This is a genomic window from Mycolicibacterium lacusdiani, from assembly GCF_021916785.1.
GTDB lineage: Bacteria > Actinomycetota > Actinomycetes > Mycobacteriales > Mycobacteriaceae > Mycobacterium > Mycobacterium lacusdiani.
In genome coordinates this window covers 546,252-568,490 of record NZ_JAKCFC010000003.1, presented here as the reverse complement: position 1 = coordinate 568,490, position 22,239 = coordinate 546,252, and the positions used below count along the sequence as shown (strand labels likewise).

24 protein-coding genes are annotated in these 22,239 nt (G+C 69.4%); 21 read left to right on the top strand and 3 right to left on the bottom strand.

Annotated elements, in window-relative coordinates:
* Nucleotides 1-148: 148 nt before the first annotated feature.
* From LOK44_RS12430 to LOK44_RS12385, 10 genes are all read left to right on the top strand, one after another.
* Complete coding sequence (locus LOK44_RS12430) at nucleotides 149-1,474, top strand: ROK family transcriptional regulator (protein WP_372481226.1); 1,326 nt, start codon at nucleotides 149-151, stop codon at nucleotides 1,472-1,474.
* A 49-nt stretch (nucleotides 1,475-1,523) separates the two neighbouring features.
* A complete protein-coding gene (gene mshA, locus LOK44_RS12425; RefSeq protein ID WP_237570265.1) occupies nucleotides 1,524-2,831 on the top strand; it encodes a D-inositol-3-phosphate glycosyltransferase in 1,308 nt (435 codons plus the stop codon).
* Complete coding sequence (locus LOK44_RS12420; protein WP_237570264.1) at nucleotides 2,828-3,346, top strand: type III secretion system chaperone family protein; 519 nt, start codon at nucleotides 2,828-2,830, stop codon at nucleotides 3,344-3,346. The genes mshA and LOK44_RS12420 overlap by 4 nt, the downstream gene beginning before the upstream one ends.
* A 34-nt stretch (nucleotides 3,347-3,380) precedes the next feature.
* On the top strand, nucleotides 3,381-4,130 hold the full coding sequence (locus tag LOK44_RS12415; protein WP_237570263.1) for a phosphoglyceromutase: 750 nt from the start codon (nucleotides 3,381-3,383) through the stop codon (nucleotides 4,128-4,130).
* A gap of 144 nt (nucleotides 4,131-4,274) precedes the next feature.
* Nucleotides 4,275-5,471: a sensor histidine kinase gene (locus tag LOK44_RS12410; protein ID WP_237570262.1), complete on the top strand. Its 1,197-nt coding sequence runs from the start codon at nucleotides 4,275-4,277 to the stop codon at nucleotides 5,469-5,471.
* Nucleotides 5,468-6,154: a two-component sensory transduction protein RegX gene (gene regX / locus LOK44_RS12405; protein ID WP_237570261.1), complete on the top strand. Its 687-nt coding sequence runs from the start codon at nucleotides 5,468-5,470 to the stop codon at nucleotides 6,152-6,154. The genes LOK44_RS12410 and regX overlap by 4 nt, the downstream gene beginning before the upstream one ends.
* 197 nt (nucleotides 6,155-6,351) lie before the next feature.
* Complete coding sequence (locus tag LOK44_RS12400; RefSeq protein WP_237570260.1) at nucleotides 6,352-7,596, top strand: class I SAM-dependent methyltransferase; 1,245 nt, start codon at nucleotides 6,352-6,354, stop codon at nucleotides 7,594-7,596.
* A complete protein-coding gene (locus tag LOK44_RS12395) occupies nucleotides 7,593-8,399 on the top strand; it encodes a glycosyltransferase family protein (RefSeq protein WP_237570259.1) in 807 nt (268 codons plus the stop codon). Before LOK44_RS12400 ends, LOK44_RS12395 begins: the two co-directional genes overlap by 4 nt.
* Nucleotides 8,396-9,049, top strand: coding sequence for a PIG-L deacetylase family protein (locus LOK44_RS12390; RefSeq protein ID WP_237570258.1), 654 nt, complete (start codon nucleotides 8,396-8,398; stop codon nucleotides 9,047-9,049). The genes LOK44_RS12395 and LOK44_RS12390 overlap by 4 nt, the downstream gene beginning before the upstream one ends.
* Nucleotides 9,046-10,080, top strand: a complete 1,035-nt coding sequence (locus LOK44_RS12385) for an NAD-dependent epimerase/dehydratase family protein (RefSeq protein ID WP_237570257.1) — start codon at nucleotides 9,046-9,048, stop codon at nucleotides 10,078-10,080. Before LOK44_RS12390 ends, LOK44_RS12385 begins: the two co-directional genes overlap by 4 nt.
* Here the strand turns inward: LOK44_RS12385 and rfbC are convergent.
* Nucleotides 10,064-10,618 (bottom strand): dTDP-4-dehydrorhamnose 3,5-epimerase, encoded by a 555-nt coding sequence (rfbC, locus tag LOK44_RS12380; protein WP_237570256.1) that lies wholly within the window; start codon nucleotides 10,616-10,618, stop codon nucleotides 10,064-10,066. The genes LOK44_RS12385 and rfbC overlap by 17 nt on opposite strands.
* A gap of 14 nt (nucleotides 10,619-10,632) precedes the next feature.
* Between rfbC and LOK44_RS12375 the strand changes: the two genes are divergently transcribed.
* Nucleotides 10,633-11,748, top strand: a complete 1,116-nt coding sequence (locus tag LOK44_RS12375; protein ID WP_237570255.1) for a methyltransferase domain-containing protein — start codon at nucleotides 10,633-10,635, stop codon at nucleotides 11,746-11,748.
* Nucleotides 11,745-13,100 (top strand): glutamate-1-semialdehyde 2,1-aminomutase, encoded by a 1,356-nt coding sequence (locus LOK44_RS12370; RefSeq protein WP_237570254.1) that lies wholly within the window; start codon nucleotides 11,745-11,747, stop codon nucleotides 13,098-13,100. Before LOK44_RS12375 ends, LOK44_RS12370 begins: the two co-directional genes overlap by 4 nt.
* Before the next feature lie 27 nt (nucleotides 13,101-13,127).
* Here the strand turns inward: LOK44_RS12370 and LOK44_RS12365 are convergent, their stop codons facing one another.
* Nucleotides 13,128-13,904 (bottom strand): DUF3109 family protein, encoded by a 777-nt coding sequence (locus LOK44_RS12365; RefSeq protein WP_237570253.1) that lies wholly within the window; start codon nucleotides 13,902-13,904, stop codon nucleotides 13,128-13,130.
* 34 nt (nucleotides 13,905-13,938) lie between these two features.
* Here LOK44_RS12365 and LOK44_RS12360 point away from each other — a divergent pair, with 34 nt between their 5' ends.
* From LOK44_RS12360 to LOK44_RS12320, 9 genes are all read left to right on the top strand, one after another.
* Complete coding sequence (locus LOK44_RS12360; protein WP_237570252.1) at nucleotides 13,939-14,952, top strand: Ppx/GppA family phosphatase; 1,014 nt, start codon at nucleotides 13,939-13,941, stop codon at nucleotides 14,950-14,952.
* Nucleotides 14,949-16,085 carry an Rv0497 family membrane protein gene (locus tag LOK44_RS12355; protein ID WP_237570251.1) on the top strand — a complete coding sequence of 379 codons (1,137 nt, stop codon included), beginning with the start codon at nucleotides 14,949-14,951 and terminating at the stop codon, nucleotides 16,083-16,085. Before LOK44_RS12360 ends, LOK44_RS12355 begins: the two co-directional genes overlap by 4 nt.
* Nucleotides 16,086-16,113: 28 nt before the next feature.
* A complete protein-coding gene (locus LOK44_RS12350) occupies nucleotides 16,114-16,971 on the top strand; it encodes a sugar phosphate isomerase/epimerase family protein (protein WP_237570250.1) in 858 nt (285 codons plus the stop codon).
* A gap of 42 nt (nucleotides 16,972-17,013) precedes the next feature.
* The gene (locus tag LOK44_RS12345; RefSeq protein WP_237570604.1) at nucleotides 17,014-17,841 is read left to right on the top strand and encodes a thioesterase family protein; all 828 of its coding nucleotides are present in this window, start codon (nucleotides 17,014-17,016) and stop codon (nucleotides 17,839-17,841) included.
* Nucleotides 17,842-17,868: 27 nt separating this feature from the next.
* Nucleotides 17,869-18,729, top strand: coding sequence for a pyrroline-5-carboxylate reductase (gene proC / locus LOK44_RS12340; protein ID WP_237570249.1), 861 nt, complete (start codon nucleotides 17,869-17,871; stop codon nucleotides 18,727-18,729).
* Nucleotides 18,730-18,867: 138 nt separating this feature from the next.
* Nucleotides 18,868-19,143, top strand: coding sequence for a helix-turn-helix domain-containing protein (locus LOK44_RS12335; RefSeq protein ID WP_237570248.1), 276 nt, complete (start codon nucleotides 18,868-18,870; stop codon nucleotides 19,141-19,143).
* A gap of 140 nt (nucleotides 19,144-19,283) precedes the next feature.
* On the top strand, nucleotides 19,284-19,385 hold the full coding sequence (locus LOK44_RS12330) for a 30S ribosomal protein bS22 (protein WP_003402602.1): 102 nt from the start codon (nucleotides 19,284-19,286) through the stop codon (nucleotides 19,383-19,385).
* A 29-nt stretch (nucleotides 19,386-19,414) separates the two neighbouring features.
* The gene (locus LOK44_RS12325) at nucleotides 19,415-20,536 is read left to right on the top strand and encodes an SDR family oxidoreductase (RefSeq protein ID WP_237570247.1); all 1,122 of its coding nucleotides are present in this window, start codon (nucleotides 19,415-19,417) and stop codon (nucleotides 20,534-20,536) included.
* Nucleotides 20,537-20,574: 38 nt separating this feature from the next.
* A complete protein-coding gene (locus LOK44_RS12320; RefSeq protein ID WP_237570246.1) occupies nucleotides 20,575-21,642 on the top strand; it encodes a lysophospholipid acyltransferase family protein in 1,068 nt (355 codons plus the stop codon).
* A gap of 6 nt (nucleotides 21,643-21,648) precedes the next feature.
* On the opposite strand, the gene LOK44_RS12315 is transcribed toward LOK44_RS12320, so the two are convergent.
* Nucleotides 21,649-22,200, bottom strand: a complete 552-nt coding sequence (locus LOK44_RS12315) for an FAS1-like dehydratase domain-containing protein (RefSeq protein ID WP_237570245.1) — start codon at nucleotides 22,198-22,200, stop codon at nucleotides 21,649-21,651.
* Nucleotides 22,201-22,239: the final 39 nt, after the last annotated feature.

Sequence of the window (22,239 nt, the reverse complement as noted above, 5' to 3'; positions counted from 1 at the left end):
AGTCAGGCTTCGCGTATCGCCTTCCGGCGTGCGTGTTGTTGTCGTCGCACAACACGCTGCGCCTGACTGAACCCGGACTCCTTCGTCCTGCTGAGTCGCCAGGTGTGGCCCGAAAACCCACCAGCCGACTTCCCTCAAGGACGACAACGTGTCTACTCCCACCTCGCTTTCCACCACCGCCCTCCTCACTACATCGGCCGGTAGCCGCCAGACCGCGGCATCGCACGCCAAGCGCGCACTGCTGGCCCGCCACCACATCGTGGCTCCCTCGCTGCGGGTCGCCGACGCCGCCGCGGCCGCCGTCTTCGGCGCCGCCCGGGCGCGCGGACCGATCGCCCGCGACGTCATCGCCAAGGTCACGGGCCTGAGCATCGCGACCGTGAACCGCCAGGTCACAGCCCTGCTCGACGCGGGAATCCTGCGTGAGCGCGCCGACCTCGCCGTCTCCGGAGCGATCGGCAGGCCGCGGGTGCCCGTCGAGGTCAACCACGAGCCGTTCCTGACGCTCGCCGTCCACATCGGCGCCAAGACCACCAGCATCGCCGCGACCGATCTGCTCGGGCGGACGCTCGACGTCGTCGAGACGCCGACGCCGGTCGGCAACCAGAGCGCGGCGCTCGCATCGCTGGCCGGTAGCGCGAGCCGCTACCTCAGCCGTTGGCACCGGCGCAGGCCGCTCTGGGTCGGCGTCACCGCAGGCGGCGCCGTCGACAGCGTCACCGGACTGGTCGACCACCCGCGGCTCGGCTGGACGGGGGCGCCCGTCGGCGCCGTGCTCGCCGAGACACTCGCGCTGCCGGTCTCCCTCGCGTCGCACGTGGATGCGATGGCCGGGGCGGAACTGCTGCTCGGCGCACGCAGGCGCGACGGTCGCGCTGCGGACGGCTCGGCGCGCGACACGGGCACCAGCCTCTACGTCTACGCCCGTGAGACGGTCGGCTACGCGCTGTCGATCGGTGGCCGCGTGCACTCGCCGGCCAGCGGGCCCGGCACGATCGCCGCGCTGCCCGCACACTCCGAATTGCTCAGCGGCAGCGGACAATTGGAGTCCACGGTCAGCGACGAGGCAGTGCTCTCGGCAGCGCGACGGCTCCGCATCGTGCCCGCGAGCGGGCCGGCGTCGACCATCGCCGCCGTGTTCCGTGCCGCCCGCCAGGGCGACGAACGCGCAGCTGGACTGCTCGCCGAACGCGCCCGGGTTCTGGGCGAGGCCGTCGCGCTGCTGCGCGACATGCTCAACCCCGACGACCTCGTGGTCGGCGGTCAGGCGTTCACCGAGTACCCCGAGGGCTTCCCGCTCGTCGAGTCCGCGTTCGCGCAGCGGTCGGTGCTCGGTGCCCGCGACATCCGCCTGACGTCGTTCGGCAACCGCATCCAGGAGGCAGGGGCGGGCGTCGTCTCGCTCGGCGGGCTGTACGCCGATCCGATCGGTGCCATGCGGCGCGCTAGGGGCCGGAGGCCCGAGTCGGCCTGAGACGCGACCGGGCGACGAGGCCGGATCCGCACCGGTGTAAGGATGAGGTGTGCGCGTCGCCGTCCTGTCGGTCCATACCTCGCCCCTGGCGCAGCCGGGAACCGGTGATGCAGGCGGCATGAACGTCTACGTGCTGCAGAGCGCGTTGGAACTCGCCCGCCGCGGCGTCGACGTCGAGATCTTCACCAGGGCCACCGCCTCGACCGACCCGCCGATCGTGCGGGTCGCACCCGGCGTGCTGGTGCGCAACGTCGTCGCCGGACCGTTCGAGGGGCTCGACAAGAACGACCTGCCCACCCAGCTGTGTGCGTTCACGGCGGGGGTGCTGCGCGCCGAGGCGACCCACGAACCCGGGTACTACGACGTCGTCCACTCCCACTACTGGCTCTCCGGTCAGGTGGGCTGGCTGGCCCGCGACCGCTGGGCCGTGCCGCTGGTCCACACCGCGCACACCCTGGCCGCGGTGAAGAACGCGTCGCTTGCCGAGGGGGACAGGCCCGAGCCGCCGCTGCGGTCGGTCGGTGAGCAGCAGGTGGTCGACGAGGCCGACCGCCTGATCGTGAACACCGAATACGAAGCGCGAGAACTGGTTTCATTGCATCGCGCCGATCCCGGGCGCATCGACGTGGTGCACCCGGGCGTCGACCTCGCGATGTTCACCCCCGGCGACGAGCGCGCGGCCCGTGCGGGTCTCGGCATCCCCGGCGAGGAGCCGATCGTCGCGTTCGTGGGCCGCATCCAGCCGCTCAAGGCGCCCGACGTCCTGCTGCGTGCCGCCGCCAAGGTCCCGGGAGTGCGCGTCGTGATCGCAGGCGGTGCGTCCGGATCGGGTGTCGTCACGCGCGCCGACACCGGTAGCGCCGCCAATCCCGAGGGATTGGTTCGGCTTGCCGAAGAGCTGGGTATCACCGACCGGGTGACCTTCCTCCCCCCGCAGAGCCGTGACCGCCTGGTCGACGTCTATCGCGCCGCCGACGTGGTGGCCATCCCCAGCCATGCCGAATCCTTCGGGCTGGTGGCCGTCGAGGCGCAGGCGTGCGGCACCCCCGTGGTCGCCGCTGCCGTCGGCGGCCTGCCCGTCGCGGTGCGCGACGGCGTCACGGGCACGTTGGTCGCCACCCACGACGCCGACGACTGGGCCGCCGCGATCGACGGCGTGCTCGCCGGCGACCGCCAGGCGATGTCGTCGGCCGCCCAGGCGCACGCCGCGACCTTCTCCTGGGGCCACACCGTCGACGGGCTGCTGGCCAGCTACGGCCGCGCCATCACCGACTACCGGGCGCGGCATCAGCGCGTCGAACCGCCGCCGCGGCGAGACCGGCGCCGGCTCTCGATCCGACGCGGGGTGCGCGCGTGAGCGTCACCGAGGACGTCCGCCAGACCATCGAGAACACGCTCTCCGAGCACGATCTCGAGTACACGTTCCACGAGAGCGCAAGCAACGGACAACCCGGCGTCGTGGTGGCGCTGCCCGGGGAGCGCAAGCTCAAGACGAACACCCTGTTGCGCATCGGCGAGCACTCGGTGCGGGTCGAGGCGTTCGTCTGCCGCAGGCCCGACGAGAACAACGAGGGCGTCTACGGCTTCATGCTGCGCCGCAATCGCAAGCTGTACGGCGTGGCCTACACGCTCGACAAGGTCGGCGACATCTACCTGGTGGGGCACATGGCGCTGCACGCCGTAACGCCCGACGAGGTGGACCGGGTCCTCGGCCAGGTGCTCGAGGCCGTCGACTCCGACTTCAACACCCTGCTGGAACTGGGCTTTCGCACCTCGATCCAGAAGGAATGGGAGTGGCGCGTCGCCCGCGGCGAGTCGCTCAAGAACCTCAAGGCGTTCGAGCACCTCATCGAGGACCACGACGACGACTGACATCGCGGGGACCGAGCGCTGACTCCGTGACAGGATGGTCGCCATGGCCACGCTGGTGCTGCTCCGCCATGGCGAGAGCGAATGGAACGCGCTGAACCTGTTCACCGGTTGGGTGGACGTCGACCTCACGGACAAGGGCAGGGCCGAGGCCGCGCGCGGCGGCACGCTGCTCGCCGCCGAGGGCGTTCTGCCCGACGTGCTGTACACCTCGCTGCTGCGCAGGGCCATCACCACCGCCAACCTCGCGCTGGACAAGGCCGACCGGCACTGGATCCCGGTGCACCGCAACTGGCGGCTCAACGAGCGGCACTACGGCGCGCTGCAGGGCCTCGACAAGGCGGCGACCAAGGAGAAGTACGGGGAAGAGCAGTTCATGGCGTGGCGACGCAGCTATGACACGCCGCCACCGCCGATCGAGAAGGGCAGTGAGTTCAGCCAGGACGCCGAGGCGCGGTACGCCGACATCGATGGCGGCCCGCTCACCGAGTGCCTCGCCGACGTGGTGGCTCGCTTCGTGCCGTACTACGAGCAGACGATCGTGCCGGATCTGCGTGCCGACCGGACCGTGATGATCGCCGCGCACGGCAACTCGCTGCGCGCACTGGTCAAGTACCTCGACGGGATGTCCGACGCCGACGTCGTCGGGCTCAACATCCCGACCGGCATCCCGCTGGTCTACGAACTCGACGCGGATCTCAAGCCCACCGTGCCCGGTGGCCGGTACCTCGATCCGGACGCCGCCGCGGCGGGTGCGGCCGCGGTGGCCGCCCAGGGCGCCAAGTAACCCGGCGCCAACGGACACCTCCGTGGCGAACAGCGGGTGAACTCGGGTGAACGGCGACCGAACTCCTGTGTTTGGGTTTGTGACTTGTCCCGAATTGGCCGCACGCTGCTGGGATGACGTTCACCCGGTGCGTACGATTTGCCCGTGAGTGTGGCGTCCGCACTGCTGTTGACGGCAGTCGTGGCACTGCTCGCGCTGGCGCTCGGCGCAGCGATCGGAGCGGTGCTGGTACCGCGTATTCGCGACCGCCGGCAGCGCCGCACCGCCGATCAGGCGGGCATCACGATCTCGGAGATGCTGCAGCACGTCGTGGCGCTCTCCCCGGTGGGAATCGTGGTGGTCGACGTCTACCGTGACGTGGTCTTCATCAACGACCAGGCCAAGGAACTCGGTCTGGTCCGTGACCGGCTGCTCGACGACCGTGCCTGGGCCGCCGCGCAGCGCACGCTCGCCACCGGCGAAGACGTCGAGGTCGACCTCTCGCCCGCGCGCAGGCAGAACCCCGGCAGGTCGGGGCTGCACGTGCGCGGTCACGTCCGGCTGCTGACCGAGGACGATCGCCGCTTCGCGGTGGTCTACGTCGACGATCAGTCGGAGCATGCGCGGATGGAGGCCACCCGCAGGGACTTCGTCGCCAACGTCAGCCACGAACTGAAGACGCCGGTGGGTGCGATGGGGCTGCTGGCCGAGGCGCTGCAGGCGTCGGCCGACGACCCGGAGACCGTGACCCGGTTCGCCGACCGGATGGTCATCGAGTCCAACCGACTGGCGAACATGGTCGGCGAACTCATCGAGCTGTCCCGCCTGCAGGGCGCCGAGCCGTTGCCCGAACTCGACGCGGTCGACGTCGACACGGTGGTCAACGAGGCACTGTCGCGCTACAAAGTGGCCGCGGACAACGCCGACATCGAGATCACCACGGACGCTCCCACCGGCTATCGGGTCTACGGCGACCAGGCGCTGCTGGTCACCGCGCTGGCGAACCTGGTCTCCAACGCGATCAACTACTCGCCGAAGGGATCTCCGGTGTCGATCTCGCGCAGGCGCAGAGGCGACGACGTCGAGATCGCCGTGACCGACCGCGGCATCGGCATCGCCCGCGCCGACCAGGAGCGGGTGTTCGAGCGGTTCTTCCGCGCCGACAAGGCGCGGTCCCGGGCCACCGGCGGCACGGGGTTGGGGCTCGCGATCGTGAAGCACGTCGCGGCCAACCACAACGGATCCATCCGGCTGTGGAGTCAGCCGGGCACCGGGTCGACGTTCACGCTGTCGATACCGGCCTATCCCTACCACCACGACCCAGACGAGCATGACGAACGAGAGGGCCTAGAGCTCAAATGACCAGTGTGTTGATCGTGGAAGACGAAGAGTCGCTGGCGGACCCGCTGGCGTTCCTGCTGCGCAAGGAGGGCTTCGAGGCGACGGTCGTCACCGACGGCCCGTCCGCGCTTGCCGAGTTCGAGCGGTCCGGTGCCGACATCGTGCTGCTCGACCTGATGCTGCCCGGTATGAGCGGAACGGACGTCTGCAAACAACTGCGTTCGCGCTCCAGCGTGCCTGTGATCATGGTCACCGCGCGCGACAGCGAGATCGACAAGGTGGTGGGCCTCGAGCTCGGCGCCGACGACTACGTCACCAAGCCGTACTCGGCACGCGAACTGATCGCCCGCATCCGCGCGGTGCTGCGCAGGGGGGCGGACCCCGACGAATCCGGCATCGCCGATGGCGTGCTCGAGGCCGGCCCCGTCCGGATGGACGTCGAGCGGCACATCGTGTCGGTCGACGGTGACCCGATCACGTTGCCGCTCAAGGAATTCGACCTCCTCGAATACCTCATGCGCAACAGCGGACGGGTACTCACCCGCGGCCAGTTGATCGACCGGGTGTGGGGTGCCGACTACGTCGGCGACACGAAGACCCTCGACGTCCACGTCAAGCGCCTGCGCAGCAAGATCGAGTCCGACCCCGCCAACCCCGTCCACCTCGTCACCGTGCGGGGCCTCGGCTACAAGCTCGAGGGTTGACCCCCGACATCCGTTCTCTGAAAAAGTCGCGAGCGTGCATTTCTAGCAACGTTCGCCAACTTAGCTAGACCTTGCTACTCTCACTCTCGTAGCCACGCGCTGCGGGGGGCTCTTCGGCCATCGCGGACGCACGGCACCGCGCGGACCCGACCGGGGACACGCGCCCTGGACGTCGAGTCGGAAGCAAAGGTCCGCCCGTGCCGTGCCGAGTGTGTGAATCAGACCAACTGCTCAGTGTGCTCGACCTCGGTGCGACGCCGCCGTGCGAGAAGCTGCTCGACGATCAGGCGCTTGAACAGGCCGAAGTCACCTACCCACTGCACCTGAGGGTCTGCGCCGATTGCCTGCTGCTGCAGATCCCCGCGCTCATCACCCCTGAGGACACCTTCACCGAGTACGCCTACTTCTCGTCGTTCTCCGACAGCTGGGTGGAGCACGCGCGCGGGTTCGTCACCGACGCCGTCGACCGCTTGAATCTCAACGGTGAATCATTTGTCGTCGAGGTCGCCAGCAACGACGGCTACCTCCTGCGCCACGTGCTGGACGCCGGAATACGGTGCCTCGGCATCGAGCCGTCGGTCAACGTGGGCGCCGCTGCCGTCGAACGCGGCGTCCCGACGGTCACGGCGTTCCTCGACGAGGCAGCCGGTCAGCGGGTGCGCGACGAGCACGGCCCTGCCGATCTGGTGGTGGCCAACAACGTCTACGCGCACATCCCGGACGTGCTCGGGTTCACCCGCGGCCTGCGGGCCCTGGTCGCCGACGACGGCTGGGTCTCGATCGAGGTGCACCACGCGCTCGCCCTGATCACGCAGGCCCAGTACGACACGATCTACCACGAACACTTCCAGTACTACACCGTGGCGTCGGCGACCAATGCGCTCGCCACCGCGGGCCTGACCGTGGTCGACGTCGAACTCATCGAGACCCACGGCGGCTCTATCCGGTTGTGGGCGCGGCCATACGCGGCCGCGGGTTCGCCCAGCGCGCGGGTCGCCGACGCACTGGCGATCGAGGCCGACGCAGGCCTGCACGACGTCGCGGGCTACGTCGGTCTGCAGCAGCGGGTGGAGCGCCAGCGTCAGCAGCTGCTGGGCTTCCTGCTCGACTGCCGCGCGGCGGGCAAGCGAGTGGTGGGTTACGGCGCACCCGGCAAGGGCAACACGCTGCTGAACTACTGCGGCATCCGGTCCGACCTCGTCGAGTACCTCGTCGACCGAAATCCATACAAGCACGGCAAGTTCACCCCCGGCGCGCGCATCCCGGTCCACCCGGTCGAGGTGCTCGACAAGGACCGGCCCGACGTCATCGTCGTGCTGCCGTGGAACCTCGAGGCGGAGATCACCGCCCAGTTGGCCTACACCGCGGAGTGGGGCGCTCAGCTCGTCTACCCGCTACCAAACCTCCACGTCGTGGAGCCAAACAAGGGGGCACACTCGTGAAGGTCGTTCTGTTCTGCGGCGGTTACGGAATGCGGATGCGCAACGGGGATGACGACACGATCCCCAAGCCCATGCAGATGATCGGGCCGCGGCCATTGATCTGGCACGTCATGCGCTACTACGCGCACTTCGGACACAAGGACTTCATCCTGTGCCTCGGCTACGGCGCCGCGCACATCAAGAACTACTTCCTCTCGTACCAGGAGTCGGTGTCCAACGACTTCGTCATCCGCGGCGGCCAGGTGGAACTGCTGCAGTCCGACATCAGCGACTGGTCGATCACGTTCGTCGACACCGGCCCGGAGTCGCCGATCGGCGAGCGGCTGCGCCGCGTCAAGCCGTTCGTGGAGGACGAGGAGTACTTCCTGGCGAACTACTCCGACGTGCTGACCGACGCCCCAATGAACGAGATCATCGACGAGGTGCGCGAATCCGGCGCCGCGGCCTCCATGCTCGTCGTTCCGCCGCAGTCGTCGTTCCACTGCGTCGACATCGAGAGTTCCGGCGCGGTCACCGGGATCACGCCGGTGTCGCGGCTGCCCATCTGGGAGAACGGCGGCTTCTTCGTCCTGTCGAACGAGGTCCTGAACATGCTCACCGAGGACTGCGACCTCGTGGAGGACGTCTGCGGCGCGCTGGCCGCCCAGGGCAGGCTGCACGGGTACAAGCACCTCGGCTTCTGGAAGCCGGCCGACACCTTCAAGGAGCGGGCCGAACTCGACGCGGGATACGCGCGCGGCGACCGGCCGTGGATGCTCTGGGAGCACGCCAAGGATGCCGTCCCGGAGTTCGCGGTCACGTGATCTCCCTGCAGGCAGGCGATCTCACCGAGATCGCGGTGCTCGGTGCGCACTGCGACGACATCGCCATCGGGATGGGCGGCACGCTGCTGACCCTGGCGCGGTCGCGTCCCGGCCTGCGGGTGCACGCGCTGGTGCTCAGCGGCGGTGGCACCGAACGCGAGGCCGAGGAACGCGCGGCGCTCGAGGCGTTCTGCCCCGGCGCCACGGTCGCGCTGACCGTGCTCGACCTGCCCGACGGCCGCGCCCCGCACCACTGGGATCGGATCAAGCAGGCGCTGGCGGACTTTCGGCGCACCTGCGAACCCGACGTGGTGTTCGCCACCCAGCGCAATGACGCCCACCAGGACCACCGGCTGCTCGCCGAACTGGTGCCGACGGAGTTCCGCGATCACCTGACGCTGGGCTACGAGATCCTCAAGTGGGAGACGGACACCCCGACCCCCAACGTGTTTCATCCACTCGGCACGCAGATCGCCGAGGAGAAGGTGAAGCTGCTGCACGAGCACTACCCGTCCCAGGTGGGCCGGGACTGGTTCGACGACCTGTCGTTCCTCGGCCTGTCCCGGTTGCGCGGCGTGCAGTGCCGCAGCCCGCACGCCGAGGCGTTCGTGGTGGACAAGACGATCATGACCCTTGGAGCGAACACATGAGCCAGCGCGTCCTCGTCACCGGCCACCAGGGCTACCTGGGCACCGTCATGGTGCCCGCCCTGCGGGACGCCGGCCACGACGTCACGGGCCTCGACAACGGCTACTTCGCCGACTGCGTGCTTGGCCCCGATCCCGTCGACCCGCCCAACCTGCCGGTCGACCTGCGCGACGTCACCGCCGAGCACCTTCGGGGCTTCGACGCCGTGATCCACCTCGCGGCGCTGTCCAACGACCCACTGGGCGCGCTCGCCCCGGAGATCACCTTCGACATCAACCACCACGCGTCAGTGCGACTGGCCCACGCGGCCAAGGAAGCCGGCGTCTCGCGGTTCCTCTACGCCTCGACGTGCTCGGTGTACGGGGCGGCCGGTCGTGACCTCGTCGGCGAGGACGCCGAACTGAACCCCATCACGCCATACGCGATCAGCAAGGTCCGGGTCGAAGACGACGTCGCCGCGCTCGTCGACGCACGCTTCACCCCGGTGTTCCTGCGCAACGCAACGGCGTTCGGGTTCTCACCCCGGTTGCGTGCCGACATCGTGCTGAACAACCTGATGGGTCACGCCGTACTGTCCGGTGTCGTGCGGGTGCTCTCCGACGGCACCCCGTGGCGCCCACTGGTTCACGCCGCCGACATCGCACGGGCGTTCGCGGTGTGCCTCGACGCCCCTGCCGACGTGGTGTCGTGCCGCGCCTACAACGTTGGCACCGAGGTCAACAACGTCACGGTCGCCCAGATCGCGGACGCGGTGTGCTACACCGTGCCTGCCGCGATGCTGTCGATCACCGGGGAGAGCGGCGCCGATCCGCGCTCCTACCGGGTCGACTTCAGCAGGGCGCGAACCGAACTCGGCTTCGAGGCCCGGTGGTCGATCGCCGACGGTGCGCGCGAGCTGTACGAGGCGTACACCGCGTACGGGTTGACCACCGACGACTTCCAACGGAACTTCACCCGGCTGGCACGACTGCAGTCGCTGCAGGCGAGTGGTTCGATCGACGGGGCGATGCGCGGTGTCAGCGCAGCAGTGTGAGCAGGTCTCCCCAGCTACCCGCCGCGGCGTCGCGCGCGGACACGACGCTCACCGGCAGGGGCCAGTCCAGCGCGAGGTCGGGGTCGTCGTGAGCGACGGCGACGTCCTCACTCGGGTCGTGCGGCGTGTCGATGCGATAGCAGACGTCTGCCGTCTCGGTCAGCGCCTGAAACCCGTGCAGCATCCCCGGCGGCACGTACAGATGACGAAACTCCTTGTCATCCAACGTGAACGCCTCATGGCGGCCGAACGTGGGGGAGTCGGGTCTGGCATCGACCAGCACGTCGTGCACCGCGCCGTTGGCGCACCGCACCAACTTCGCCTCACCCCGCCCGCGTCTGCCGTGCATTCCCCGGATCACGCCGCGCCGCGACCGCGACTGCGAGTCCTGTACGAACCGCGCCGCGGTGCCGGGCGCACCCGCCCAGTCGTCGAACACGTCGGCGTCGAACGTGCGGGTGAACAGTCCCCGGTCGTCGTGGAACGGCTGCGGGACCAGGACGACGACGCCCGCCAGGGACGTCCGATCGATGCGCACCGGGCCATGGTCGCATGAGCGCCTGCCGGGCCTGCGCTGCGCCGCAGCCGAATCGCGTGCTCGACCTCGGTGCGGTGCCCGCCGCCGACCACTTCCCGGCGGCCGGTCTGCCCGTGCAGCCCGGCGAGACCGACCATCCGCTGGCGATGGACCTGTGCACCGCGTGCGGGCTCGCGCAGTTGGCCGACGACGACACCGTCACCGCCGAACCGCGCGGCGTCGAACCGCAGGCGCTCGTGGACCAGGCTGCCGACGCGGTACGCCGGGTGAGCGCGCACGGCTGGCTGACCGGAGCCACGGTGCGCGAGTTCGGCAGCCCGCACGGCGGCAGCTGGCTGCCACTGCTGGCCGAGCGCGGCATGGCGCCCACCGACGGCCGGGCCGACGTCGTCCTCGACTGCTTCGGCATCATGCACGAACCCGACCAGCGGGCGGCGTTCGCCGAGCGAGCTGCCGCCACCGCACCGGACGGCGTCCTGCTGCTGCAGTACCACGAACTCTCGGCCATCGTGGGCGGTGGGCAGTGGAACGCGTTGCGGCACGGCCACTTTGCCTACTACTCGATGGTGGCGTTGCGGAACCTGCTCGCCGGCGCCGGGCTGCGTCCCATGGCGGTTTGGCGGTTCCCGCTCTACGGCGGCACCGTCCTCGTGGGTGCGGTGCACCGCGGTTCATCGCGCGACGGGACGCCGGACCCGGAGATCGGCAGGCTCGCCGCTGCAGATGCCGCGCTGGCGCGACCCGATGGCCTCACCCCGCTGCAGGCCGCCGCCGACCGGCACGCCAACGCGCTGCGGTCCTATCTGCAGTGGCAACGCGACAAGGGTCGGCGGGTGTTCGCCTACGGCGCGGCCTCACGTGCCGTGGCGCTGTTCGCATCGGCCGGGCTCGACTCCGGTCTCCTGCGCGCGGTCGCCGACGCGTCACCCGCCAAGCAGGGCCGCCGCATGCCCGGGACCGACATCCCGATCATCTCGCCCGACGCGCTCGTCGCCGCCGCGCCCGACGTGGTGCTGCTGACCGTGGCCGACCTGCTGCCCGAGGTGTCTGCGCGCCTCCCGGAACTCGCCGGGCGCTGGGTGACCGACGAATCGGTCGCCATGGCTTCGACAGGAGGAGGCCGGCCATGACCGACCCAGGAATCCCGCCGCGCACGTTCGCGCGGTCGCGCGCGATGCAGGACCGGTTGCACGACCTCGTTCCCGGCGGCGCGCACACCTACGCCCGCGGCTCCGACCAGTTCCCCGAGTTCATGGCGCCGGTGCTGGTGCGCGGGCAGGGCTGCCGGGTGTGGGACGTCGACGGCAACTCCTACGTCGAGTACGGCATGGGCCTGCGCTCGGTGACGCTCGGGCACGGCTACCAACCCGTCGTCGACGCCGTCACCCGAACGATCGCGCACGGCGTGAACTTCAGCAGGCCGACGGAGCTGGAACTCGCTGCCGCCGAGGACTTCCTGAGCCTGGTTCCCGCCGCGGACATGGTGAAGTTCGCCAAGAACGGTTCCGACACCACGACCGCGGCCGTGCGACTGGCACGCGCGGTCACCGGGCGGACCAAGGTCGCCGTCTGCAGGCAGCCGTTCTTCTCCACCGACGACTGGTTCATCGGCACCACCGCGATGAACGGCGGCATTCCCGCCGCCGCGGTGGAGACGACCGTCCGGTTCGACTACAACGACCTGACCTCGGTCGCCGCGGCGCTGGCGGGTGACGACGTGGCCTGCGTGATACTCGAGGCGGCCACCGCGCTGGCCGAACCGCACCCCGGGTTCCTCGAAGGACTTCGCGCGCAATGCGACTCGCACGGCACCCTGCTGGTGTTCGACGAGATGATCACCGGCTTCCGGTGGTCGGCCGGCGGCGCCCAGGCCGTCTACGGCGTCGCACCGGACCTGTCGTGCTGGGGCAAGGCGATGGCCAACGGCTTCCCGCTGTCCGCCTTGGCTGGCAAGCGGGAGTACATGGAACTCGGTGGGCTGCGGACCGAGGAGGACCGCGTGTTCCTGCTGTCCACTACCCACGGCGCCGAGACGTCGGCGCTCGCGGCGTTCCGCGCGGTCGTGCACGCCTACCGCACGCAGAACCCGATCGGCCTCATGGAGGCCGCGGGCAGGCAGCTGTCCACCGAGATCACCGCGGCCGTGCGTGACGCCGGGCTGGACTACTACGTCGAGGTCCTTGGCAGGCCGTCGTGCCTGCTGTTCGCCACCCGCGGTCCGGACGGGCAGCCGTCGCAGGCCTACCGCACCCTGTTCCTGCAGGAGCTGCTGCGCCGGGGCGTGCTCGGCCAGTCGTTCGTCACCTCCGCCGCGCACGCGGCAGCCGACGTCGACCAGACGGTGGCCGCAGTCACCGAGGCGCTGGTGGTCTACCGCCGCGCGATCGAGCAGAAGACCGTCGAGGGGCTGCTGGAGGGCCGCCCGGTGGCACCGGCGATCCGGCGCACCGCCGAGCCTCGGCACATCACGCGGCCCGCGTAGCGATACATCGCCCGGCAGGCGTGACCGTCAGTGCGCTGCGCGCGTAGCGGGGTGCACGGCGATCAGGCCGAGGCCGCCGCGCCGCCTGCACAGCGCCGCGAGTTCCGCGTACGCCTTCGCACCGAGCAAGACGGTCAGCTCGGGGGCGTAGGACTCCCACACCGGGCGTGAGCCGACGTGTGCGGCGGGGTCACCCGTGCAATACCAGTGCAGGTCCGCACCACCCTCGCCCCACCCGCGGCGGTCGTACTCGGTGATCGTGGTCTTGAGCACCTGTGAGCCGTCGGGCCGCTCGACCCACTCCTCGGTCCGGCGGATCGGCAACTGCCAGCAGACCTCGGGCTTCATCGTGAGCGGCTCCACGCCCAGCTTCAGCGCCTTGGAGTGCAGTGCGCACCCGATGCCGCCGGGGAAGCCGGGACGGTTGAGGAAGATGCACGCGCCCTTGTACTTCCGCGTCCGCAGATTGGGGGTGCCGTCGATCTCGTCCATCTCGAGGTACCCCTTGCGGCCCAGACCCTTGTCCCGGAACTGCCAGTCCTCGTCGGTCAGTTGCGCTGCCGCGTCGTCCAGGCTCGCCCGATCGTCGTCGTCGGACAGGAAGGCGCCGTGCGAGCAGCAACCGTCGTCGGGCCTGCCCTCGACCGTGCCCTGGCAGGCGGGTGTGCCGAACACGCACGTCCACCGCGACAGCAGCCACGTCATGTCTGCTGAGATCAGACGTTCCGGGTCGTCGGGATCGAAGAACTCCACCCATTCGCGCGCGAAGTCGAGTTCGACCTCTCCCGCGTGCACACCGCTCACGGAAAGCCACGGTAGACCCGATAACGTGGGCTCCGTGCGATTGGGCGTGCTCGACGTGGGCAGCAACACAGTTCATCTGCTCGTCGTCGATGCGCGACGGGGCGGTCACCCGACGCCGATGAGTTCCACCAAGGCGTCGCTGCGGTTGGCCGAGTCCATCGACGGCTCCGGCAAGCTGGTGCGCAAGGGCGCCGACAAGTTGGTCGATACCATCGACGAGTTCGCGAAGATCGCCGCGAGTTCGGGGTGCTCGGAGCTGATGGCCTTCGCCACCTCCGCCGTGCGGGACGCGACGAACTCCGACGACGTGCTGGCCCGCGTGCGCAACGAGGCGGGCGTGAACCTCAAGGTGCTCAGTGGCGTCGACGAATCACGGCTGACCTTCCTGGCCGTGCGGCGTTGGTACGGCTGGAGCGCCGGTCGCATCATCAACATCGACATCGGCGGCGGATCGCTGGAACTCTCCAGCGGCGTCGACGAGGAGCCCGACGTCGCGCTGTCGCTGCCGCTGGGCGCGGGCAGGCTCACCCGCGAGTGGCTGCCCGACGATCCGCCGGGCCGCCGCCGCGTCGCGATGCTGCAGGACTGGCTCGCCAACGAGCTGGCCGAGGCGGGCGCGAAGGTGCTCGACGCCGGTACCCCCGACCTGACCGTGGCGACGTCGAAGACGTTCCGGTCGCTGGCGCGACTCACCGGTGCCGCGCCTTCCGGCGCGGGACCCAGGGTGAAGAGGACACTGACAGCAGCGGGCCTGCGGCAGCTCATCGCCTTCATCTCTAGGATGACCGCCGCAGACCGAGCGGAACTGGAAGGGGTGAGCGCTGAGCGCGCGCCGCAGATCGTGGCAGGCGCACTGGTAGCCGAGGCGAGTATGCGGGCACTGTCGATCGACACGGTCGACATCTGTCCCTGGGCGTTGCGAGAGGGGTTGATTTTGCGGAAACTCGACAGTGAAGCCGACGGGGCCGCTTTCGCCGACGGGGTGGGCATCTCAGCCGTGGTGAAGACATCCGCCGACTCAGCCAAGGCCAGAGGCGACAAACGATGACAGATCCAGACGACAGCGCCACCCGGCCGATCTCCGTTGCCGAGCTGCTGGCGCGCAACGGCACCATCGGCGCGCCGCCTGCAGGTGGTCGACGCCGTCGTAGGCGGGGCAACTCCGACTCGGTGACCGTCGCCGAACTCACCGGCGAGATTCCGATCGTGAGCGCCGCACCCGAGCAGCTCGTCGAGGAACGTCGTGAGCCGGCTCCCGAGCCGGTCGTCGAGGAGCCCGCCGCAGAGGCAGAGGCCGAGCCCGAGGCCGGCGTCGAAGCAGAAGCAGAGCCACAGGTCGAGCCCGAGCCCGAGCCCGAGGTCGTCGCCGAGTCCGAGGAGTTCGGCGTGCTGGCGCCCGCCGAGGTGGACGCCGACGAGGCCCAGGCAGACGAAGCAGCCGACGAGGCGCTGGCCGACGAAGCACTGGCCGACGAGGCGCAGGCCGAGGACGACCTCGAAGCCCAGTACGCCAGCCACCTCCAAGAGCGCGACGCCGATCCGCTGCCGCTGGAGTTCACCCCGCTGCCCCGCCGGTCGCGGACCGCCACTGCCTACGACGCCACCTCGGGTGCCGAGCAGATGAGCCCCGACCCGGTCGCCGATGACGATGACGATGCAGCCGACGACCTCGAGCTGGACTTCGCCGGGATCGCCAGCAGCGCTTCCGAGACGATGGACGACACCGACGAGACGAAGGACACCAAGCCGTCCTATCTGCGCTCGGGTGCAGACACCCTGTTCGGGGGCGGTCAGTCCGTCGCCGACGACATCGCGCGCCGTGGCAGGCAGCCGGGACCCGAGGAGATCGACCTCGGCGACGAGGCGCGCGACGACGGCACCGTCGACGTCACCCCGGACGAGAAGGTCGAGGCACGCGGGTCGACGTTCCTGAGCGGCCTGTGGATCGTCGCGCAGTGCGTCCTGGCCGTCGCGTTCGGCGCCGGTCTGTTCGTCGCGTTCGATCAGCTGTGGAAGTGGAACAACATCGTCGCGCTGGTGCTGTCGGTGCTCGTGATCCTCGGGCTCGTGGTCGGGGTCCGCGTCGTGCGCAAGACCGAGGACATCGGAAGCACCCTGATCGCGGTGGCGGTGGGGGCACTGGTCACGCTGGGCCCGCTGGCGCTCCTGCAGTCCCACTGACGCGACGAGACGAACCGGTCCGGATTCAGTGCGCCCCGCCATCAAGGTTGGTCTCTCGACCGCCTCGGTCTATCCCCTGCGGACCGAGGCGGCGTTCGAGTACGCGGCGCGACTCGGGTACGACGGCGTCGAACTCATGGTGTGGGCCGAGACGGCCAGCCAGGACGTCGACGCGATCGCCAAGATGTCGGCGCAGTACGACGTGCCCGTGCTGTCCGTGCATGCGCCATGCCTGTTGATCTCGCAGCGGGTGTGGGGCGCCAACCCGATCCCGAAACTCGACCGCAGCGTGCGCGCCGCCGAGGAACTCGGCGCTCAGACCGTGGTCGTGCACCCGCCGTTCCGGTGGCAGCGCCGCTACGCCGAGGGCTTCGCCGACCAGGTTGCCGAACTCGAGTCGTCGAGTCACGTGATGGTGGCGGTGGAGAACATGTTCCCGTTCCGCACCGACCGCTTCTTCGGCGCGGGGCAGTCGTCCATCGAGCGGATGCGCAAACGCGGCGGCACGCCGGGGGTCGCCGTCTCCGCGTTCGCGCCGTCGTACGACCCGCTCGACGGCGACTACGCGCACTACACGCTGGACCTCTCGCACGCCGCCACGGCAGGTAGCGACGCCATCGAGATGGCAGGCCGCATGGGCGTCGACGGACCGGACGGGCTGGTGCACCTGCACCTGTGCGACGGCAGCGGCGCCGCCACCGACGAGCACCTGGTGCCCGGCTACGGTTCCCAGCCCGCCGCCGAGATCTGCCAGATGCTCGCGGCGAGTTCGTTCGCCGGGCACGTCATCCTCGAGGTCACCACGTCGCGGGCGCGCACCGGCGCCGAACGCGAGCAGTTGCTGACCGAGTCACTCGAGTTCGCGCGAGAACACCTGCTGCGCTGACGGATTGGAATGCCCTTGACCACCGATTCGAGTTCCACCGGCGTGTCCGCGTCGACGTCGTTCACCGATGCCATGCGGCTGACGCCCGTGTCCAGCGACGGGACCGTCAGCCGCTTCGACGGTGAGCTGAACGAGAATTGGACCATCGGGCCCAAGGTGCACGGCGGCGTGATGCTCGCCCTGTGCGCGAATGCGGCGCGCCAGGCGCTCGGCACGAATGGCGTCGAGCCCATCGCGGTCTCGGGCAGCTTCCTGTGGGCGCCGGATCCCGGGCCGCAGCGGGTGACCGCGACCATCCGCAAGCGCGGCAGGCGGGTCAACCTCGTCGACGTCGAGCTGAGCCAGGGCGACCGGGTGGCCGTGCACGCGGTGATCACGCTCGCCGCACTCGAGACCGACGACGCACCGCTGCTGTCGGACAATCCCGTCATCCCGCTGATGACGCCGGACCCGCCGCCGGGGCTCGATCCGATCGGTCCGGGGCACCCGATGGCCGACATCGTGCACCTGGCGCGTGGGTGCGACATCCGCCCGTCGCTGACCACGATGCAGCCGCGTTCCGACGGTGGACCGCCCGTCATCGAGTACTGGGTCCGCCCGCGGGACTGCGCGCCCGACGTGCTGTTCGCGCTGGTGTGCGGCGACGTGTCGGCACCGGTCACCTTCGGGGTGAACAGGTTCGGCTGGGCGCCCACGGTGCAGCTGACGGCCTACCTGCGCGCCGTGCCCGCCGACGGCTGGTTGCGCGTGCTGTGCACGACGATGCAGATCGGCCACGAGTGGTTCGACGAGGACCACGTCGTGGTGGACGCCAAGGGCCACGTCATCGTGCAGTCACGCCAGCTGGCGATGGTGCCTGCCGAGGCGTGAGCCCGCGGGCGTGGGATGCTTCACCCCGTGTCGAGAATCGCGATTATTGGCGGCGGAAGCATCGGTGAAGCGTTGCTGGCCGGGTTGATCCGGGCCGGGCGGCAGGCGAAGGACCTCGCCGTCGCCGAGAAGAGCCCCGAACGCGCCAAGCACCTGTCCGAGACGTATTCGGTGCTGCTGACGTCGGTGGCCGACGCGGCGGAGAACGCCACCTACGTCATCCTGGCCGTGAAGCCCGCCGACGTCACGGGCGTCGTCAGCGAGATCGCCGACGCCGTGGCCCGTGCGGAGGACGACAGCGCCGAGCAGGTGATCGTGTCGGTGGCCGCAGGCGTGGGCACGGCGTACTTCGAGTCGAAGCTCCCCGCCGGGTCGCCGGTGATCCGCGTGATGCCCAATGCGCCCATGGTGGTCGGCGGGGGCGTGAGCGCGCTGGCACGCGGCCGCTACGCCACCGACGAGCAGCTCAAGGACGTCGCAGCGATCTTCGACGCCGTCGGCGGGGTGGTCGTGGTGCCGGAGTCCCAGATGGATGCCGTGACGGCGGTGTCGGGCTCGGGGCCGGCGTACTTCTTCCTGATGGCCGAGGCGCTCGTCGACGCCGCCGTGGACGCCGGGCTGCCGCGTCAGGTGGCCACCGATCTGGTGGCGCAGACGATGGCGGGTTCGGCCGCGATGCTCCTCGAGCGGCTCGACACCCAGCCGTCCGAGGGGGGCGCAGCAATGGACACCAGCCCGGCCCAGCTGCGGGCCACCGTGACGTCTCCGGGGGGTACCACTGCCGCTGGGCTGCGGGAACTCGAACGGGGTGGTTTGCGCGCTGCGGTCGGCAACGCCGTATCGGCGGCAAAAACCCGCTCTGAGCAGCTAAGAATTACATCTGAGTAGTTCATGAATTTCGGACGGATTACCCCACACCCGTCGCAATAACATCACCCGCCACGCTATTCTCCTCGTTGTATGCACGTACCTGCGCCAGCGGTGGGGAAGCCGCTGGCAAGGACGTGCCTGATTGATTGGGTTGCGATGACGTCTATGAACGGACCATCGGCGCGCGATTCTGCTGGCGGCAAGGCTGCGCGTGACGCTGCCGCCGGCAGCGGCGACGGCGGCCAACCGGCACGTGCTCAGCAGTTCCTCACCGTCGCCGAGGTGGCCAGCCTGATGCGGGTCAGCAAGATGACGGTCTACCGACTGGTCCACAACGGCGAACTTCCCGCCGTCCGGGTCGGCCGGTCCTTCCGTGTGCACGCCAAGGCGGTGCACGACCTCCTGGAGACGTCGTACTTCGACGCGGGCTAGCCAGGTCGCACCGAGGTGGCCACCGACGGGCGTTTTCGCTCCGCCGGTGCCTGCCGGGTAAGGTGATCAGGTCAGTTCACGGGGCGTATTCGAGATCGTCGGCCCCGGTTGTCTTCGGTTTTGCATAGGTAGCGGAGTAAATGGGTTCAGTCATCAAGAAGCGGCGCAAGCGCATGTCGAAGAAGAAGCACCGCAAGCTGCTTCGTCGCACCCGGGTGCAGCGCAGAAAACTCGGTAAGTAGTCCTTATTCGCGGCCGTTAGGCTGACGCGATGGATGCTGACGGGCGCTCGGGCGGGCGGCCCCCACAGGGGCCGGGCCAGGGCGGAGCTGCCGAGCCACGGGATCCGGTGCACCACCCGAAGGTGGTTCTGGTCACCGGCGCATGCCGGTTCCTCGGTGGCTATCTCGTCGCGCGTCTCGCGCAGAATCCTCTGATCGATCACGTCATCGCGGTCGACGCGGTGACGCCGAGCAAGGATCTGCAGCGGCGGATGGGCCGGGCGGAGTTCGTCCGGGCCGACATCCGAAACCCGTTCATCGCGAAGGTCATTCGCAACGGCGACGTCGACACCGTGGTGCACGCGGCTGCGGCCTCCTACGCACCGCGGTCGGGTGGCCGGGCAGCGCTCAAGGAACAGAACGTGATGGGCGCGATGCAGTTGTTCGCCGCGTGCCAGAAGGCGCCGTCGGTGCGCCGGGTGGTGCTGAAGTCCACGTCGGAGGTCTACGGCTCGAGCGCGCACGACCCGGTGATGTTCACCGAGGACGGCAGTTCGCGCAGGCCACCCGGCGAGGGCTTCGCCCGCGACAGCATCGACATCGAGGGCTATGCCCGCGGCCTGGCGCGGCGCAGGCCGGACATCGCGGTGACGATCCTGCGGCTGGCCAACATGATCGGCCCCGGCATGGACACGGCGCTGTCGCGCTACCTGGCAGGGCCGGTCGTGCCGTTCGTCCTCGGCCGCGACGCCCGCCTGCAGTTGCTGCACGAGCAGGATGCGCTCGGCGCCATGGAGCGCGCAACGATTGCCGGCTGCCCGGGCACCTTCAACATCGGCGCCTCGGGCATCATCATGATGTCGCAGGCCATCCGGCGTTCGGGCCGCGTACGGCTGCCGGTGCCGAAATCGGCATTGTCTGCCGTTGATTCGCTGAGACGCGCGACCCGTTACACTGAGGTCGATCGCGAACAGTTGAACTACTTGAGCTACGGACGTGTCATGGACACCTCGCGGATGCGCAAGGACCTGGGTTATATCCCAAAGTGGAGCACGGCGGAGGCTTTTGACGATTACGTGCGCGGGCGCGCTTTGACACCGATCATCGACCCGCGCTGGGTACGCTCGGTGGAGAATCGCGCAGTAGCAGTGGCGCAGCGTTGGGGCCGGTAGGGCCAGGGGTCTGAACCGGGGTGGAAGAGGGAAACGACGTGGCGGGTGACTCGAAGGCGAAAGTAATTCCGCTGCACGGCAATTCAGGGCGGGCGTCGGCTGCGCGCCGGTCCGCGGCGAGGGCGGAGAGTTCGCGCAGACATCCGTCCCTGATGGCCGATGCCGGCACGCGCGCGTCCGCCGAGCAGATCGCCGCGGTGGTCCGCGAGATCGACGAGCGGCGCAGTTCGGTAAGTGGCTCACCCGAATCCGACGAGACGCCCAACGAGCTGGCCCAGCGCATCTCCGCGGTGGCCGAATTCGTGCACAAGCGCATGAGCGGTGACTACGAGGTCGACGAGTTCGGCTTCGACCCGCACCTCAACAACGCGATCTTCCTGCCTTTGCTGCGTGGGCTGTTCAAGTCGTGGTTCCGCGTCGAGGTGAGCGGCATCGAGAACCTGCCGCTCGACGGTGCGGCGCTCATCGTCGCCAACCACGCGGGAGTGCTCCCACTCGACGGGCTGATGGCCTCGGTGGCGGTCCACGACAACCATCCCGGTCACCGGGATCTGCGACTGCTGGCCGCCGACATGGTCTTCGACATGCCCGTGATGGGGCAGGCGGCGCGCAAGGCCGGGCACACCATGGCGTGCACTGCCGACGCGCACCGCCTCCTCGCCGCCGGCGAGCTGACGGCCGTGTTCCCCGAGGGCTACAAGGGTCTGGGCAAGCCGTTCCGCGACCGCTACAAGCTGCAGCGATTCGGTCGTGGCGGGTTCGTATCGGCCGCGCTGCGCGCCCGCGCGCCGATCGTGCCGTGCTCGATCGTCGGGTCCGAGGAGATCTACCCGATGCTCGCGGACGTGAAGCTGCTGGCCCGCCTGTTCGGGCTGCCGTACTTCCCGGTGACCCCGCTGTTCCCGCTCGCGGGTCCGCTGGGCCTGGTGCCGCTGCCGTCCAAGTGGCACATCCAGTTCGGCGAGCCGATCGTCACCGAGGACTTCGACGAGTCGATGGCCGAGGACCCGATGGTCACGTTCGAACTGACCGATCAGGTGCGCGAGACCATCCAGCAGACGCTGTACCAGTTGCTCGCCAACCGCGGCAACACGTTCCTCGGCTAGTCGGAGCTACTCGGCTGCGCTCGCGGGCGTCTCGGACCTCTGCCCGGCGACCATTCTGGCCAGGGCCGCATCGCGGCCAGCTGCGATCTTGGCGCTGACCTCGTCGGACTCGTGACGGCTCGCCTCGCCGAACATCGTGACGATCGAGGTGAGCACCGGCTTGCCCTCGTCGTCGGTCACCTCGGCACGGACCTCGGTGATCACGGCGCCGTGCGACTCGATGACCGAGTCCAGGTACGAGTCGAACCACAGCTTGTCGCCCACCACGATGGGGCGGTGGAAGATCAGCTTCTGGTCGCGGTGCAGGACGCGCTCGAGGTTGATCGGCACGTCGAACTGCTTGAAGATCTCGAGTTGCACGCGCCGCCCGGCCACCGCGACGAACGTCAGCGACGCGATCAGCGTGTCGTAGCCGCACTCCTGGGCAGCGGCCTCGGTGTAGTGCGCGGGATGGTCGTCCTTGACGGCCCTGGCGAACTCGCGGACTTTCTCGCGGTCCACCTCGAAGTAGTCCGGATACCGGTAGTGGGTTCCGATGATGTCGGCGGCGATGCTCATGGTTGGTGGTGCTCCCCGGGCAGTCGGTCTTGGCAGTCC